Here is a 17,519-nt window from a genome sequence, read left to right on the forward strand (position 1 = left end):
TTTAGGATGAAGTTCCAAAAGTTATTATGAAAGGAGAGTAAGAGTATGAGTAAAAAATTAAAGGATAGCAAAGATTTTTGGATTTTTGTAGGGCCAGCCTTATTTGCAATAACAGTAGTGGTAATAATCCCTTTTATAATTGGGATATATTATACATTTACAAATTGGAATGGCGCTAACCCACAATATGATTTTGTAGGAATAAAGAACTACATTAATCTTCCAAAGGATACACAATTTATTTACTCTTTAAAAATAACGGTTCTATATACAATAGCCAGCGTAATAACTATTAATTTAGTTGGGTTTGGACTAGCATATGCAGTTACAAGGAAATTAAAAACCAGCAGTTTCTTAAGAACTGGATTTTTTATGCCAAATTTAATTGGAGGATTAATTTTAGGATTTATATGGCAATTCATGTTTAATTCCGTATTCACATCAATAGGAAAAACTTTAGGTTCTCAAATACTTGGAACATCACTTTTGCAGCAGCCAACTACAGCGATGCTTGCAATGCTAATAGTTTCAACATGGCAGTATGCTGGGTACATAATGGTTATTTATGTAGCAGCCCTTGAAAATGTTCCTACGGATCTAATAGAAGCAGCGCATATTGATGGAGCTAATGGATGGCATACATTTAAAAATATAACAATACCGATGGTAAGACAAGCAATAACAATTTGCTTATTTTTAACTTTAGCAAATTCATTTAAGTTGTTTGACTTAAATTTCTCTCTTACACCTGTAAAAACAACTGAAATGTTAGCACTAAACATATATAATGAAGCATTTATAGTAAATAATATGGGGATAGGACAAGCTAAAGCTATTGTATTTTTTATACTTGTAACTACTATTTCTTTAACTCAAGTTTACTTTAATAAGAAGAAGGAGGTAGAAGTATAATGGAAACAAGTAAAGTTGTTAATGATATAGAGAAAACTAAATCAAGCAAAAAATTGAAGACATTAGGCAGCTACACTGGCAAGTTAAAAATATTAGAAGTGTTTGCATGGTTGCTATTAGTAGTATATATGACACCGTTTTATTTGATGATAATAAATTCATTTAAATCAAGAAGAGAAATATTTTCTAATACTACAGGATTACCAGAGACGTGGAATTTTAAGAATTATCTAGATGCTATGGATAAAATGCATGTAATAAGTGCATTTGCTAATTCTATTATAATAACCGTTGGAAGTGTAGTATTAATACTTCTATTTTCATCAATGGCAGCATGGGTATTGGTGCGGGACCAGTCAAAAAAGAGCAAGATAATATTTTATATATTTACTTCAGGAATGATTGTTCCATTCCAGGCAGTAATGTTACCACTTGTAAAATGGATGGGATTAATCCATTTTGGACCATTTCAAATGCTAGGAACACACTATGGGCTCATATTTATGTACATAGGATTCGGTGTTAGTATGAGCATATTTTTGTATCATGGATTTATTAAAGGAATCCCTAAAGAAGTGGAAGAGGCCGCAATTATAGATGGATGTAGCAAATGGCAGACATATGTAAAAGTTTTGCTGCCATTATTAAAGCCAACTACCGTTACAGTAGCAGTATTAAATAGTATTTGGATATGGAACGATTTTTTGTTACCTTTTTTAACTATAAACGGGAAAATAAATACTATACCACTAGCTATGAATAATTTCTTTGGAGCATTTTCAAAACAATGGGAATTAGCTATGGCCGCATTAATCATGGCCATAATTCCAATAATAATATTCTATTTCTTTGTTCAAAAGCAGATTATAGCAGGAATTGTTCAAGGTTCAATAAAATAGTTTGTTAGAAAATTACAATAATCATTAAAGATACTAACGGAATATAATACTTATAAATAAAAACTGTGCCTTGATGTTTTATGTAAGCAATTACTAAATACAGTAAATTAAGATGGAAATAATAGTGCAAAACATATTAAAAGCAAGAGGTGGATAATAGGAGGAAGGTATGAACAGAGGTAGTGGAATTATCATGCATATTGCTTCTCTGCCAGGAAAATATGGAATAGGAACCTTTGGTAAAGAAGCATATGAATTCGGAGATTTTCTTAAAAAAGCAGGTCAAAAGTATTGGCAAATACTGCCTCTTGGGCCTACCAGCTTTGGAGATTCTCCATATCAATCTTTTTCAGCGTTTGCTGGAAATCCTTATTTTATTGATTTTGACATTTTAAAAGAAGAAGGATTGCTAAAAGAAGAAGATTATAACGCCATAGATTTTGGAAAGAATGTAGAAGAGATAGATTATGGAACAATATTCACAGAAAAGTTTAAGGTGCTAAGAAAAGCATATGAGAATTTTAAATTAAATAAGAGTACGAATTTAAAAGGGTTTGAGGAAAAAGAAGCATATTGGCTCGAGGATTATGCGCTGTATATGGCAGTAAAGAAGGAGTTTAATTTAAAAAGCTGGCAAACATGGGATGAAGATATAAGAGTGAGAGAGTCGGAAGCTATAGATAAATATAGGAATTTATTAAGTGATGAAATAAATTACTGGAAGTTTCTGCAATATGAGTTTTATAAACAATGGACTGAGTTAAAGTCATATGTAAATAAACTAGGTATTGAAATAATAGGAGATATGCCTATATATGTAGCAGAAGATAGTGCAGATGTTTGGGCAAATTCTGAAGCATTTCTTCTTAATAAAAAGACCATGAAGCCGCTGAAGGTTGCTGGGTGTCCGCCAGATATATTTGCTGCTACAGGCCAATTATGGGGAAATCCTATTTATGATTGGAACTATATGGAGAGGACAGATTATAAATGGTGGATAGATCGCATAAGGCAAAGTTTGAATTTATATGATGTACTCAGAATAGATCACTTTAAGGGTTTTGAATCATATTGGTCAATTCCTTATGGAGATCCAACAGCAGAGAGGGGAGAGTGGGTTAAAGGCCCTGGGAGAAAAGTATTTGATGCAATTAAGGCTGAACTAGGAGAGGTAAATATAATTGCAGAAGATTTGGGGACTTTGACAGAAGAAACTATAGAACTTAGAAATTATACTGGTTTTCCAGGAATGAAAATACTAACATTTGCATTTGATTCAGATAGTGAAAATCCTTTTTTACCTCACAATTATCAAAGAAATTTCATTGTTTACACAGGAACTCATGATAATGATACAGTTAGAGGCTGGATGGAAACAAGTGCTCCAAGGGAACAAGTTAAAAAGGCAATAGAGTATTTGGGTTTGAATAAAGAAGAAGGCTATAACTGGGGATTTATAAGGGGAGCTTGGAGTAGCACTGCAGATGTAGCAATAGCTCAAATGCAGGATTTTTTGGATTTGGGTAATGAAGCAAGAATTAATTTGCCATCTACTCTTGGGGAGAATTGGCGTTGGAGGGCAAAATCAGGCCTATTTACAAATGATTTAGCTGAAAAGATTTATAGAGTTACTAAGATTTATGGAAGACTAAAGAAAAACCTTTAATTAGTTATGAGTTAAAAGTCATAAGTTATGAGTTTTGGAAAAAGATCCATAGGCTTTTCAAAAATATATATATTTAAAATTCTTATAAGGTAGGATTTCATCTTGAGCTCATAACTTATAATTGAGTATAGCATGATCTAAAAATCACAAGTAACAAATCAAGTCCTTGAGCTACTCATCCATAAGGTAGAAAATTCATTATTTATGAGAGTATTATACTAATTAATGTATTATTTGTAACATTATATTAAATATGCTAATATTAAAATTATTAAGATAGAATAGGGGAGAATTATGAAGGTTACGATTAAGGAAGTAGCAAAGGAAGCAAATGTATCTCCATCGACGGTATCAAGGGTTATATCGGATAGCTCACAAATAAGTGAGGAGACTAAGGAGAAGGTTAGAGATGCAATAAATAGATTAAAATATAAGCCAAATGCAATTGCTAGAAGTTTAGCTAACAAGAAAAGCAGAATTTTAGGCGTAGTTTTACCAAGTGAAGCTCAAGATTTAATAACCAATACATTTTTCATTCAGGCAATGAAAGGAATGAGCCTTTATGCTCAAAATAAAAAGTATTATATTTCATACGCATTTAGTGAAGATGAAAAATCAGAAATAGAATATATAAATAATTTTATTACAAGCAATTTAGTTGATGGTATATGTTTATTGAGAGCAAGGACAGATGATAAGTGCATTAAATACCTTAAAGATGCTGAGTTTCCATTTGTGGTAATAGGAAGACCAGAAGAATCAGAAAGCTTACTATGGGTGGATAATGATAATTTTCAGGCGACGTATAATTTAGTAAATGAATTAATAAAAAAAGGACATAAGTCTATTGCCTTTTTTGGAGCTAAGAAAGAGTGGAATGTGACAAAAGATAGATATAAAGGATTTAAAGCTGCATGTGAAGTTAATGGAATTAAAATTCAAAATAAAAGCGTTATAATGGCTAATGATTTCAATGAGCAAGAGGGTAGAAATGGAACTATAAAATTATTAAAAAATATGATTCCAACAGCTATAATAGTAGAAGATGATGTACTAGCATTTGGGACACTTAAAGTTCTTAAGGAAAGAAAAATTGAAAATATTGATGTGGTGGGATTTAACAATAGTCCCTTAGCTGAGTTTCAAACACCTCCATTATCATCGGTAGATATTAATGCTTCGGAACTTGGGTATTATGCTGCAAAGATTCTAATTGATTTTCTAGAGAATAACGAAACATCAACAAATCATTATATTATTGAGTCTAAACTTATAAGAAGATCATCATTTTAAATTACATATAAATGTAAACTTACGGTATTCATTGACAAGAATAACGCAATCGATTGCAATAAGTGGATATATAAATAAAAAATATTTGCCATAGTTCAAAATAATACATCAACTTATGGAAGTAGGACGTATAATATGTTAGTATTTGCATAAAGATAACTCAAAGCTAAAAATTTGGGGGATAATATTATGAGGAAAAGAAGTGAAAGATATAGAAAGAAGAATTATTTAATAAATGCTATATTAATTTGTTTAAGTGTATTAATCATAAGCGGAGTAGGATACTATTTGAAGATGCAAAGAGTTAAAAGTAATGATTCCCATGTTGAAATCGATGATGAGATTACTAATTTAACAGAAGAAAATATTAAAGAAGAGCCAATAAAAAAGGAGATTACAATTTCTTTTGCTGGAGATTTTACATTAGGGACAGATTCTAAATTTGCATATGATGGAAGCTTACCAGCTGCATTTATAAATAGTGGGAAAGATTATTCGTATTTTATGCAAAATGTATCTTCTGTATTTAGTAAGGACGATTATACCTTAGTAAATTTAGAAACTACACTTACAGATTCTAATATTAAGACTATTAAACAAGGAGAAGTATATTATAATTTTAAGGGGCCTAGAGAGTATGCTAAGATTCTTACAAATGGTTATATCGATGGCGTTACAATAGCTAATAATCATATTTATGATTATGGCAGTCAAGGGATAAATGATACTATAAATACATTAAAAGAAAATAATATTGATATTTGTGGAGAGGGTTATAAAATTTTAAGAGACATAAAAGGTGTTAAATTTGGTTTTATAGGATATACTGGCTGGCAGTATTCAGATGAATTAAAAGCAAAAATTGTTAATGATATTAATGAATTGCGAGCTAAAGGGGCAACTGTAATTATTCCATATTTTCATTGGGGAATTGAAAGGGTATATGAGCCAGATGATGTTCAACAAAAGTTAGCCAGATTTTCTATTGATAGTGGTGCAGATGCTGTTATAGGTTCACATCCTCATGTGATTCAAAGCATGGAAAATTATAAGGGGAGGCTTATAGCATATTCAATGGGGAATTTCTGCTTTGGTGGAAATTCAAATCCATCGGATAAAAGAACATTTATACTTCAACTTAAGGCTAATATAGAGAATGATAGATTAATAAACTTCGAGTATAAAGTTATTCCAGCCATGATTTCTTCAAGAAATGATAAAAATGATTATATCCCAACTTTAGCAACTGGTGAAAATAGAACAGACATATTAGAAACGTTAAATAAGTTATCACCAAGTCTAAATGATGGCATCAAGGATGATTTTTTTTACATAAAATAAGAGATTAATAAATAGTAAAGTAATTACAGAGGACTATCTTAAAATAAACAAAATTTATTTTAAGATAGTCCTCTGTAATTTAAGAAAAATTTAATGTTTTGTTAAGGCTTATATTAGATTGGCAATGATATACTAAAGGCATCGCATGGAAATTATATACAAGCATTATGTGATGAAAGATAAGGGTAAAATACATGAATTGTAAGTAAAAGGAATGAAGCTTCCTATTAATTATTATTCATGGAGTAAAAGTTTGGGGGAAGTAAAGGATGCCAAAGTTAGATATTAAAAATTTAAGGCCTAAAGGTATTAGCCTTAAAGGATTAAAGCTCAAAAAGAAACCAAGTAAAAAAATAGTAGTGTTAAGTACAATATTTGTAATAGCTGTAGCTATAGTAATATGGAAATTTGTTATACCTAAACCAGCAGTAGCTATTAAATGTACAGCTTTATCAAAAGGAGAAGTGATAAATAGTGTAAGTGTTTTAGGAGAAATAAAGAGTCAAGATTCCACTAATATATATAGTACAATGAATAACTCAATTAAAGATGTAAAAGTCAAAGAAGGAGATAAAGTTAAAGCAGGGGATGTATTAGCAATATTAGATTCAGCAGATTTAGAGAAGGATATTGAACAGTCAATAGCAGCAGCTGATGCGGAAGAAGCTAGTGATAAAACACAGACGGATACCACGCAAAAAACCTATGAGGAAGAGTTATACTTACATGATAATAACTTGAATTCGGATGTAAAAGATGCAGAAGAGGCTTTAAATGTAGCAAAGATTAATCTTGATGATAAAAAAAAGACATATGAAAAGAATGAGACATTATTTAATTCAGGAGCAATTACAGAAAGTGATTTTGATAAAGCAAAAATAGATTTTGATACTGCAAATTCAGAGTATGAAAAAGCAAAAGTAGCGCTAGAAAGTACTAAAACCAAAGCAGACGAAGAGTTAAACACAGCTAAAGGTAATTATGAAACAGCACAGGCTAAAGGCAGCGATAGAAGTAAACGCATTGGAATTGAAAAGCAGCAGCAGCAATTAGAAGCATGTACAATTAAAGCAACTACTGATGGAACCGTTACAAGAGTGAATGCTGTTGTAGGAAATTCAGGGAATGGAATACTATTTGAAATCGAAGATCTAGATAATATAGAAATAACAGCTCCTATTAAGGAAGTTGATATAGCAAATGTAAAGGCTGGACAAAGAGTAGAAATAAAAACAGATGCAACAGGAGAGGAAGTTATTCCAGGAGAAGTGATAAGTGTTAGTCCGGTAGCACAAAAAGGAAGTATACCTCAAACTCAGAATAAATCTGATTCTCAAAGTGATCAAACAAGTTCTGATGGAGATTTTGAAGCAAAAGTTAAAATAAACGATGCAAATGAAAATATAAAGGTTGGAATGAGTGCAAGGGTAAATATTATTACAAGTGAAAAATCTGATATTTATGCAGTTTCATCAGAAAGTATAGTTGAAAAGAATGGCAACAAAAGTATATATATAGCAGAAAAAAGCGGTAAAAAACCAAATGAGTATATAGTTAGGGAAGTACCAATAAATATAGGGCTTGAATCTGATTTTAATGTAGAAATTTCAGGTGATGGAATTATGGATGGAGTTATGGTAATCAATGATCCTACGGTCTGCAAGGTCGGGGAGAAAGTACGAATAGATCAGAGGTGAGTATATTGGGTGAAAGTATAATAGAGATGAAAAATATTGTGAAAAGTTTTTATGTTAATACTCCTAATCAGTTAAATATTCTTAAAAACATTGATATAACAATAAATAAGGGTGAGTTCGTAGCTATTGTAGGTGCATCAGGCTCTGGAAAAAGTACCTTAATGAATATTATAGGGGCACTTGATAGGCCAACCTCTGGGACTTATATTTTAGATGGCACAAATGTTAATGAAAAAACAGATAATGGTTTATCAGAGGTTAGAAATAGGCAAATAGGTTTTGTGTTTCAGACTTATAACTTAATTCCAAGAAGTTCAGCATTAAAAAATGTTGAATTACCAATGCTTTATTATGGAATGAATAAGCGTGAGAGGTGTGATCGGGCAGAAATGCTCTTAGAACTTGTTGGGATGAAAGATAGAATGAAGCATCTTCCAAATGAATTATCTGGAGGACAAAAACAAAGGGTTGCAATTGCACGTGCTTTGGCTAATGATCCAAGTATCATATTAGCAGATGAACCCACAGGCGCTCTTGATTCAGCAACAGGAAGATTAGTTATGGATTTATTTCATAAGGTTCATGAAGTTGAAGGAAAGACAATAGTATTTATAACACATAACTATGAACTTGCAGAAGAAACAGAAAGGATTATAACATTAAGGGATGGAAAGATAGTATCAGAAAGACATAATGATAAGTATATTAAGAGATTTCCAAATGGTGAAGAGATATGTTCATAAAAGAGAATATACTGCTTGCAATAGCAGGAATAAAATCAAGTAAAATGCGTTCTTTATTAACTATGCTTGGAATAATAATAGGAATATCCGCTGTTATAGGCATTGTTTCTATTGGAAGTGCAATCACTGCTAAGGTATCAGGAGAACTAGATAAGTTAGGTGCTAATAATATGCAGGTTTATGTAAGGGAAAAAAGTATAGACGGTTCTAGTCAAGGTGGTTCGAGCAAGAGGCCTGATGATAGTGATCTTGTATCTCTAGATCAAATAAATGCACTTCATGATGCATTCTTTGATAGAATAAGCAGTATAAGTATATCAGCCCAAGAAGGAAGTGGTAAAGTAAAGGATGGATATCTATATGCGAATGTAACAACTGTTGGAGTAAACGATGGTTTTAAGGATGTAAATAATATAAAGATGCTTAGTGGAAGATTCATTTCAGATAAAGATGTTAAAGGAATAAAAAAGAGTGCTGTAGTTTCTGAAAAGCTTGTTAATAATATATTTAAGGGAAAGTCAGATCCTTTAGGTAAAGAAATTAAGGTTTATATACAAGATGATATTGAAACATATGTTATTGTTGGGGTGTACAAGTATGAACCGCCATCATTTTTAGAGGGAGGTGGATCTACAGCAACTGAAAAAGATATACAGACAGATGTATATATTCCTGTAACAACGGCCAAGGTTAATCAAACAAATAAAAATTATTCTTATTTTATGATTAAACCTAGTCCTAATGCTGATTCAGATAAACTAGTTAAAGATATAAAGAAATACACGGATAAATTGTATAAGAGTAATAAATATTGGGAGTTACAAGTTTCTAACCTTAAAAATGAGGCGGAATCAATTACTTCAGTACTAGGAATGATATCTATGGGAATATCTGTAATTGCGGCCATAGCATTACTTGTAGGTGGGATAGGAGTAATGAATATAATGCTTGTATCGGTTACGGAGAGAACAAGAGAAATAGGAACAAGAAAAGCCCTTGGTGCAAAAAGCAGCCACATAAAAATGCAGTTTATAACTGAATCGGTTATAATATGTTCAATAGGTGGTGCAATAGGAATAGTACTTGGAATCAGTATGGGGATAATTGCTTGTATAGTATTAAATTCACCAATATCAATATCAATTCCAACAATTTTAATAAGTTTCACATTTTCAATGGCAATTGGTGTATTTTTTGGATATTATCCAGCTAAAAAGGCAGCTAGTCTTGATCCAATTGAAGCTTTAAGATATGAATAGAAGTTTAGAATATATGTATAAAAGGTGATTTTTGAGAGTAATTCAATAATTATTTTTAAAAGATCATCTTTTAAAAATTTATTTTACAGAAAACTTATAAATTTACTGATATTTATTGACAAGGATTTTTAACTATGTATAATTAATATTAATAAAAGAATATTTATATAAGTTAATCTTATTAAGAGCGGTGGAGGGACTGGCCCTTTGAAGCCCGGCAACCTGAGAAAATTTTTAAAATGAATTTTTTCGTTGGTGCTAAATCCTGCAAGAGAATATCTTGAAAAATGAGAGGAATTAAGTCTTATTAGAACTTATGACTATGCAGTCACTTCTTGTTTGAGAAGTGACTTTTTTTATTACTATAAAATAATAAAAATATTATTAGCTGATAAGTTATAACTTATAAATAAATATTAAATAATAACTAATAAAGCATTAAGTAAGATATAAATTTAAGGAGGCAAGAAAATGGCACTAAAAAAATCTTTTGAAACAATTGCAGTAAGTGGGGTATCAGGTGGGGACAAAGTTACCGGAGCAATAAGTTTTCCAATATATCAGTCAGCTACATTTAAGCATCATGGACTCAATAATAGTACAGGATATGATTATTCAAGAGCTCAAAATCCAACACGCGAAGAAGCCGAAAAAACACTAGCTGTTTTAGAAGGTGGGGAATCAGCAATAGGATTTTCGTCAGGAGTTGCAGCGGTTAATGCCTGTATACACTTATTTAAATCTGGGGATCATATAATTTTATCTGATGACTTATATGGAGGTACATATAGGTTGTTTGATGACATTTATAGAGATTTTGGGATAACAGTAACTTTTGTTGATACAACAAACATTAATTATATATTAGACTCTATAAGAGAAAACACAAAAGCTGTTTTTATAGAAACTCCTTCGAATCCAATGATGAAGGTGACAGACATAGAAGCAGTAGCAGAAATAACTAAGGAAAAAAATCTACTATTAATTGTGGACAATACTTTTTTAACACCTTATTATCAAAAGCCATTGGAATTAGGTGCTGATTTAGTAATTCATAGTGGAACAAAATTTTTGGGTGGACACCATGATTTATTGGCAGGATTTATAGTTGGAAATGATGAAGAAATTTTGCAAAAGCTTAGAAAGATTCATATGTCAACAGGAGCAACATTATCTCCATTTGATTCATGGTTGGTCTTAAGAGGATTAAAGACATTACATATAAGATTAGATAGATCTCAAGAAAATGCAATAAAGATAGCAAAATTTTTAGAGAAAAGTTCTAAAGTAGAAAAAGTTTATTATGTTGGTTTAGAGAGTTCAGAAGGATATGAGATAAATAAGAAACAATCAACAGGTTTTGGAGCAACACTATCTTTTAGAGTCAAGGACAAAGCATTAGTTCCTAAAATCCTAGAGAGTGTTAAAGTCATAAGATTCGCAGAAAGTTTAGGAGGAGTGGAAACCTTAATAACATATCCATTTACTCAAACTCATTCAGAGATTCCAGAAGAAATAAAGCAAAGGTTAGGTGTAGATGAATATCTATTAAGATTATCAGTAGGAATAGAAAATATTAATGACTTAATAGGTGACTTAGACAACGCAATTAACTAAGTTCAGAGTTAATAATTAAGAGTTTAGGAAGAAAAGCTGACGGCTTTTCAAAAACATAATTTTAAAATTTAAAGAATTTACGTAGCAAATTAATCAATAATTGTTAACTGTTAATTGCTAACTGTTAACTGAATAAGAGGGGTGTAATTATGAATTTTGGAACTAAATTAATACATGCAAGTGGAGATATAGACCCTACAACAGGGTCTGTAAGTACTCCAATATATCAAACATCAACATTTCATCAATTTGATATAGAGAACTTCGGAAAATATGATTATGCAAGGTCAGGAAACCCAACAAGAGATGTAGTAGAAAAAATAATAGCAGAACTCGAGGGGGGAGAGTGTGGCTTTGCATTTGCTTCAGGAATGGCAGCAATTTGTTCTGTGTTATCAATATTTTCAGCAGGAGATCACATTATAATTTGTGGAGATGTTTATGGGGGAACTTATAGAGCAGCTACAAAATTATTTTCAAGATTTAATATTGACTTTACATTTGTAGATGCATCAAATATTAAAGAAATAGAAAAGGCTTTTAAACAAAATACAAAAGGACTTTATTTAGAAACTCCATCAAATCCGTTGTTAAAGGTTACAGATCTAAGGGCTGCTAGCAAATTAGCTAGAGAGAATAATGCAATTACAATAGTAGATAACACTTTCATGTCACCATATCTTCAAAGGCCATTAGAATTAGGAGCGGATATAGTTCTTCATAGTGCGACTAAATTTTTAGGTGGACATAGTGACGTAATTGCAGGTCTTGTTGTAACGAAGACGAAAGAGCTTGGAGATAGAATTTATCAAATACAAAACACTTTTGGAGCTGTACTTGGGCCTCAAGATTCATGGCTTCTTGTTAGAGGAATTAAAACCTTAAAGGTTAGACTAGATGCACTTCAAAAAAGTGCTCAAAAATTGGCTGAATGGCTTGAGACAAGAGAAGAAGTGGAAAAAGTATATTATCTTGGATTATCTTCTATGGAAGGAAGAGAATTGCATTTAGAACAAGCATATGGCGCTGGCGCAGTCTTATCCTTTAAGTTTAAAACTTTTGAAAGGACTAAAACATTTTTAAATAATGTTAAGAATGTAGCCGTAGCAGTTAGCTTAGGAAGTGTAGAAACTATAGTGTCATATCCTGCTAAAATGAGCCATGCATCGATTCCAAAAGAAGAAAGAGAAGAACTTGGAATTACAGATACATTAATAAGAGTATCTGTAGGATTAGAAGATATAGATGATTTAATTGAATCATTTAGAGAAGCTATGGAGAAGTAATCGTGATTGTTAAAATAATGTATTAATATGAAATTTTGTATTTAAATAATTGTGAATGGCACAAATGTGAAAGAGCCTAATAGATATCTTTTATCTATTAGGTATTTTTTATTGCTGAAAAAAACATAATAAAAATGTGAATTATCAATGGTTATACTCAAACTTTAAATTTGTCATTGAAAACGTAGCACAATTTTGAAGTTGTTTAAATTGAAAAGGTATTCACGATAGTTTAAGATGATAAATGAAAGAACTAATACTAAAATAATTTATTGAATAAATAGGAGGTTTTATTATGGAAACTGTTAATACAGGGGAAAAAACATCTCTAAAAGGAAAAGTACAGAGACTAGGCAGCTTCTTAAGTGGTATGGTATTACCTAATATCGGTGCATTTATTGCTTGGGGTTTAATTACGGCTTTATTTATTCCAACAGGATGGATGCCAAATGCATATTTAGGCACTATGGTAGATCCTATGATAAAATATTTATTACCATTACTTATTGGATATACAGGTGGTAAAATTGTATATGGTCAAAGGGGAGCAGTAGTTGGTGCAATAGCAACAATAGGTGTTGTAATCGGTGCTTCTATACCAATGTTTTTAGGGGCAATGATTATGGGACCAGTTGGTGGTTATGTAATTAAAAAAGTGGATCAATTCTTTGAAGGAAAAGTTCCAACAGGTTTTGAAATGTTAGTTAATAACTTTTCATCTGGAATCTTTGGAGGAATCTTAGCACTTATAAGTTTTACTTGCATTGAACCAGTAGTTCAAGGTTTTTCAAATGCATTAGGTAGTTTAGCTACAATAGTTACAAACATGGGATTATTACCTTTAATAGATATATTCATTGAACCAGCAAAGGTATTATTCTTAAATAATGCAATTAACCATGGAATATTATCTCCACTTGGAATACAACAAGCACAAGAAGTAGGTAAATCAGTATTCTTCTTACTTGAAGCAAATCCAGGTCCAGGACTTGGTATACTTTTAGCTTATACATTCTATGGTAAGGGAAATGCAAAGCAATCAGCTCCAGGAGCTATAATCATTCACTTCCTTGGAGGAATACATGAAATATATTTCCCATATATCTTAATGAAACCAATGTTAATATTAGCAGCAATAGCTGGAGGAATTTGTGCAGACTTAACTTTTGTATTAACTCATGCTGGACTTGCAGCACCAGCTTCACCAGGTAGTATATTTGCAGTAATGGCTATGACACCAAGAGGTAATTACGCATCTGTTTTAGCAGGAGTTGCAGTAGCTACAATTGTATCTTTCTTAGTTGGATCAATAATTCTTAAAGCATCAAAAGATAGTGGGGAAGCAAACCTTGATGAAGCTCAAGCTAAAATGAAAGATATGAAGGCAGAGAGCAAAGGTACAAAGACTGAAGAAACAGCTGTTAATGTATCAAAAGATGATGTTAAATTAATAGTTTTTGCTTGCGATGCAGGTATGGGATCTTCAGCAATGGGAGAATCAATTCTTAAAAAGGCTCTAAAAGATGCTGGAATTAATGGGATAGAAGTTAAACATTCATCAGTTGACAGCATTCCAAAAGAAGCTAATGTAATATTTACTCAAGAAAACTTAGTTGAAAGAGCAAGAAGCTCAGCATCAGCATCGGCTAATATAATTACAGTTAAAAATTTCTTAGATCGTAGTAAATATGATGATTTTATAAACACATTAAAATAATTAAGTTACAATAAACATGAAATAGCAATAAAGGACAATGAGTTTAATTGTCCTTTATTGTGGTTTATATGAATATATTTAAAAATTTTTTAAAGCCAGACTATTTTTTGTGATTTATAACTAATATATTCATGCAATAATAATTAATTTTGAACTTTAAATTTGTCATTGAAAAGTCACCACAGTTTTGAACTTGTTTAAATTGAAAACGTATTATACGTAGTATAAGATAATAAGTGAAAGAAACAATAATATTCAATATTGATAAATAACATATTAAAATTTACATTAAGACAATTAACTCCATAATTAGGAATATGCAAAAAAATGCAAATATTCAAAGGAGTGGTAACGTTTACTAAAAATTAATAATGGGTATTAACGATTCTTATTATTAAAATAAAAATAACTAGTTATAATACTTCTTTATTTTAGTATCGTATTTAATCTTAGACAATAGGAAAACCTATTTTTGAAAAGTTCTAAATTATAAAAATTAATGACTATATAATGATAATTCATCTTAAAAGATTTTACATTACTAAAAGATGCGATAACCTAAGAAGTGCATAAAAAATAATAAAGTAAATCGGGTGAAGTATATGAATAATTTAACTCCTAGGCAGCAATTTATATTAAGTACAATCTTAAATGAAGGTACTTCTAATATAAAGAGCATAAGTAAAGACCTTGATGTAAGTGAAAGAACCATATTAAGGGAAATAAATGCTATTAATAAAGAACTTAAAAAAAGTAGTATAGTTATATTTAATGATGAAGATATGAATTTAAGTATTTCTGGTAATAAGGAAAATCTAGAAGAAATCAAAAGCTCTTTAGAGATGATTCCGATTCCTTGGTTATTTAGCAAGGAGCAAAGACAAATCATAATTATGTGTGAACTTTTGGTTAGTAAGGAGCCCTTAAAAGCATCATATTTTTGCCATAAATTTAATGTAGTAATGGGAAGCATAAGTCTAGATATAGATAATATCGAAAAAAGGCTTATTTCAAAGAATCTATGCGTTATCAGAAAGAGAAGTTATGGAATAAGTATTCAGGGATCAGAGTGGAATAAGAGAAATGCCATAGTAGAATTGTTCTTTGATTTTAAACCTTTCGAAGACTTATTAGCATTTCTTTATGATGAAAAAGTCGATCAGTTGGTTAAGGTATTTTTTAATATTATTTTTGGAAATGAAATTATTAATTCAGTAAAGAATGTATTGAAGGATAAAGAATTAGATTATTTTAAAAACAACGATATAAAATACCTAAGTTTATTTATACAAGTACTCCTATCAATAAAAAAGACTCAAAATGGAGAAAGTATATATTTACCTAAGGAAATTAAAACGAATATCTTAGCTGTAGATGAATACAAACGAATACAATATTTGGGCGAGAGCTTAGAGAAGAATAATATATTTATATCAGAGGATGAATTAGTTTATTTATGTTTATATCTGAGTGATTATAAGTATTTGTTTAATAATAAGTATCGTATAGAATCAGATATTGATTATGAGAATATATCGAAAGAAGTCATTGAAGAAGTATCAAAAAAAATGAATGTGGATATTACAGGGGATGAGCAATTAACAAAAGATCTTGCTCAACATTTTAAACAAACCTTTTACATGCTGAACTTGGGGCTAAAAGTAATAAACCCACTTATAAATGAAATAAAAGAAAACTATAGAGACATATATAAGATTATTAATAGTACTTGTAGGCTAATATTTTCAAGATATAATTTTAAAATTCCTCCAGAGGAGGTGGGGTACATAACTATGCATATTGTTGTGGCTATACAAAAACGGCAGGTAATGTCTAAGGATATTAGGGTGCTGGTTGTATGTCCAAGTGGTATAGGTACTTCAAGAATATTATGCAATAAAGTAAAAACTCTCTTTAATGATATAAAAACTATTGATGTGGTGTCTTTGCATGATATAAATAATTTAGTTAAAAGGAACGAATATGATTTGATTTTAGCAACAGTTCCTGTAAGTTTAGAAGCAGATAATATAATTGTAGTTTCACATTTCATGAATGAGGAAGATGTGGAAAAAATCAGTGAGTTTATATCTGAGTTTAAAGCTAATAATGAAAAAGAATTAAAATTATTTGCTGAAGCTCCTGACAATACAGTTACAGATGAGGAATATGAGCTGGCTAATACTATGGTTAAAAATCTTAAAGTAAATAAATGTAATAGTGAAGCTTTCACAGATTTAATAAATTTCATAGTAGAAGATATTCACAAAATAAATATTGGAAAAAATAGAGAAGTCATAAGAAAACTCATTTTTAAACGTGAGGAAAATGGAAATGTAGTTGTTCCAGGAACTAATGTAGCTCTTATACACACTAGAAGTGATGAAATCAGTGAACCATTTGTAGGAGTATATAGAATAAATAAACCTTTAGCTATGAGAAGTATAGGATTTTCAGTAGAGGATGTAGACACGTTTATAGTCATGTTTGCAAGGAATGCTGAAAGTAATTATATACTTAAGATTCTCGGCAAAATAAGTGTTTCATTAATAGAAAAAAAAGAATTTATTGAAGTATTAAAATTTAGCAGTGCGGTGGAGATTAGAGAGTTTCTAATTAACATCATTAATAATGAGGAGGAAGAATAAATGGAAAAAGGAATCTTAGTAAAACAAGGAATAGTATTAAATGTAAGTTCAGAATCTAAGGACAAGGCAATAGAAAGAGTTGGGAAGCTTTTAATAGATGGAGGTTATGTTAAAGAAAATTATATAGAGGGAATGAAAGCTAGAGAAGAGGAAGTAACAACTTACATGGGGAATGGTGTAGCAATTCCACATGGTATGAATGAATATAAGAAGGAAATCCTTGAAACTGGAATAGTTATAGCTCAATACCCAAATGGTGTTGATTTCGGTGAAGGAAATACTGCATATATAGTAATTGGGATAGCTGGAAAAGGCGATGAACATATGGAGATTTTATCAAAGATAGCACTAACAGTTCAATATGAAGAAAATGTTGAGAGACTTAGAAATGCAAAGACTCCAGAAGAAATAATAGAAATTATAGAAGAAGGAGAGATGTAA

General features: G+C 30.7%; 13 protein-coding genes and 1 riboswitch. All 13 genes read left to right on the plus strand.

Annotation, left to right across the window (positions count from 1 at the left end; genetic code table 11):
• Positions 1-45: 45 nt before the first annotated feature.
• Positions 46-912, plus strand: a complete 867-nt coding sequence (locus CDLVIII_RS02720; protein ID WP_009167926.1) for a sugar ABC transporter permease — start codon at positions 46-48, stop codon at positions 910-912.
• Complete coding sequence (locus CDLVIII_RS02725; RefSeq protein WP_009167927.1) at positions 912-1,811, plus strand: carbohydrate ABC transporter permease; 900 nt, start codon at positions 912-914, stop codon at positions 1,809-1,811. Before CDLVIII_RS02720 ends, CDLVIII_RS02725 begins: the two co-directional genes overlap by 1 nt.
• A 169-nt stretch (positions 1,812-1,980) precedes the next feature.
• A complete protein-coding gene (gene malQ, locus CDLVIII_RS02730; RefSeq protein ID WP_009167928.1) occupies positions 1,981-3,477 on the plus strand; it encodes a 4-alpha-glucanotransferase in 1,497 nt (498 codons plus the stop codon).
• Between the two features lie 294 nt (positions 3,478-3,771).
• The gene (locus tag CDLVIII_RS02735) at positions 3,772-4,770 is read left to right on the plus strand and encodes a LacI family DNA-binding transcriptional regulator (RefSeq protein WP_009167929.1); all 999 of its coding nucleotides are present in this window, start codon (positions 3,772-3,774) and stop codon (positions 4,768-4,770) included.
• 189 nt (positions 4,771-4,959) lie between these two features.
• Entirely contained in the window at positions 4,960-6,111 is a 1,152-nt protein-coding gene (locus CDLVIII_RS02740) for a CapA family protein (protein ID WP_009167930.1), read from the plus strand.
• Positions 6,112-6,380: 269 nt separating this feature from the next.
• Positions 6,381-7,808 (plus strand): efflux RND transporter periplasmic adaptor subunit, encoded by a 1,428-nt coding sequence (locus CDLVIII_RS02745; protein WP_009167931.1) that lies wholly within the window; start codon positions 6,381-6,383, stop codon positions 7,806-7,808.
• A 5-nt stretch (positions 7,809-7,813) separates the two neighbouring features.
• A complete protein-coding gene (locus CDLVIII_RS02750) occupies positions 7,814-8,551 on the plus strand; it encodes an ABC transporter ATP-binding protein (protein WP_009167932.1) in 738 nt (245 codons plus the stop codon).
• Positions 8,542-9,810 (plus strand): ABC transporter permease, encoded by a 1,269-nt coding sequence (locus CDLVIII_RS02755; RefSeq protein WP_009167933.1) that lies wholly within the window; start codon positions 8,542-8,544, stop codon positions 9,808-9,810. Before CDLVIII_RS02750 ends, CDLVIII_RS02755 begins: the two co-directional genes overlap by 10 nt.
• Positions 9,811-9,985: 175 nt before the next feature.
• Positions 9,986-10,104: riboswitch (SAM riboswitch) on the plus strand.
• 177 nt (positions 10,105-10,281) lie between these two features.
• On the plus strand, positions 10,282-11,427 hold the full coding sequence (locus tag CDLVIII_RS02760; RefSeq protein ID WP_009167934.1) for a PLP-dependent aspartate aminotransferase family protein: 1,146 nt from the start codon (positions 10,282-10,284) through the stop codon (positions 11,425-11,427).
• Positions 11,428-11,576: 149 nt separating this feature from the next.
• Positions 11,577-12,713: an aminotransferase class I/II-fold pyridoxal phosphate-dependent enzyme gene (locus tag CDLVIII_RS02765; RefSeq protein ID WP_009167935.1), complete on the plus strand. Its 1,137-nt coding sequence runs from the start codon at positions 11,577-11,579 to the stop codon at positions 12,711-12,713.
• A 295-nt stretch (positions 12,714-13,008) separates the two neighbouring features.
• Complete coding sequence (locus CDLVIII_RS02770; protein WP_009167936.1) at positions 13,009-14,430, plus strand: PTS mannitol transporter subunit IICB; 1,422 nt, start codon at positions 13,009-13,011, stop codon at positions 14,428-14,430.
• Between the two features lie 602 nt (positions 14,431-15,032).
• Positions 15,033-17,078 (plus strand): BglG family transcription antiterminator, encoded by a 2,046-nt coding sequence (locus CDLVIII_RS02775; RefSeq protein WP_009167937.1) that lies wholly within the window; start codon positions 15,033-15,035, stop codon positions 17,076-17,078.
• Positions 17,079-17,519, plus strand: a complete 441-nt coding sequence (locus tag CDLVIII_RS02780) for a PTS sugar transporter subunit IIA (protein WP_009167938.1) — start codon at positions 17,079-17,081, stop codon at positions 17,517-17,519. It abuts the gene before it with no gap.

This window comes from Clostridium sp. DL-VIII (assembly GCF_000230835.1).
GTDB lineage: Bacteria > Bacillota > Clostridia > Clostridiales > Clostridiaceae > Clostridium.

What these genes read in the sequence shown, in the direction of transcription:
- CDLVIII_RS02760 (WP_009167934.1), top strand. Translation starts at nt 10,282, where the DNA reads ATGGCACTAAAAAAATCTTTTGAAACAATTGCAGTAAGTGGGGTATCA.
- CDLVIII_RS02740 (WP_009167930.1), top strand. Translation starts at nt 4,960, where the DNA reads ATGAGGAAAAGAAGTGAAAGATATAGAAAGAAGAATTATTTAATAAAT.
- CDLVIII_RS02720 (WP_009167926.1), top strand. Translation starts at nt 46, where the DNA reads ATGAGTAAAAAATTAAAGGATAGCAAAGATTTTTGGATTTTTGTAGGG.
- CDLVIII_RS02775 (WP_009167937.1), top strand. Translation starts at nt 15,033, where the DNA reads ATGAATAATTTAACTCCTAGGCAGCAATTTATATTAAGTACAATCTTA.
- CDLVIII_RS02735 (WP_009167929.1), top strand. Translation starts at nt 3,772, where the DNA reads ATGAAGGTTACGATTAAGGAAGTAGCAAAGGAAGCAAATGTATCTCCA.
- CDLVIII_RS02755 (WP_009167933.1), top strand. Translation starts at nt 8,542, where the DNA reads ATGTTCATAAAAGAGAATATACTGCTTGCAATAGCAGGAATAAAATCA.
- malQ (WP_009167928.1), top strand. Translation starts at nt 1,981, where the DNA reads ATGAACAGAGGTAGTGGAATTATCATGCATATTGCTTCTCTGCCAGGA.
- CDLVIII_RS02780 (WP_009167938.1), top strand. Translation starts at nt 17,079, where the DNA reads ATGGAAAAAGGAATCTTAGTAAAACAAGGAATAGTATTAAATGTAAGT.
- CDLVIII_RS02765 (WP_009167935.1), top strand. Translation starts at nt 11,577, where the DNA reads ATGAATTTTGGAACTAAATTAATACATGCAAGTGGAGATATAGACCCT.
- CDLVIII_RS02725 (WP_009167927.1), top strand. Translation starts at nt 912, where the DNA reads ATGGAAACAAGTAAAGTTGTTAATGATATAGAGAAAACTAAATCAAGC.
- CDLVIII_RS02745 (WP_009167931.1), top strand. Translation starts at nt 6,381, where the DNA reads ATGCCAAAGTTAGATATTAAAAATTTAAGGCCTAAAGGTATTAGCCTT.
- CDLVIII_RS02770 (WP_009167936.1), top strand. Translation starts at nt 13,009, where the DNA reads ATGGAAACTGTTAATACAGGGGAAAAAACATCTCTAAAAGGAAAAGTA.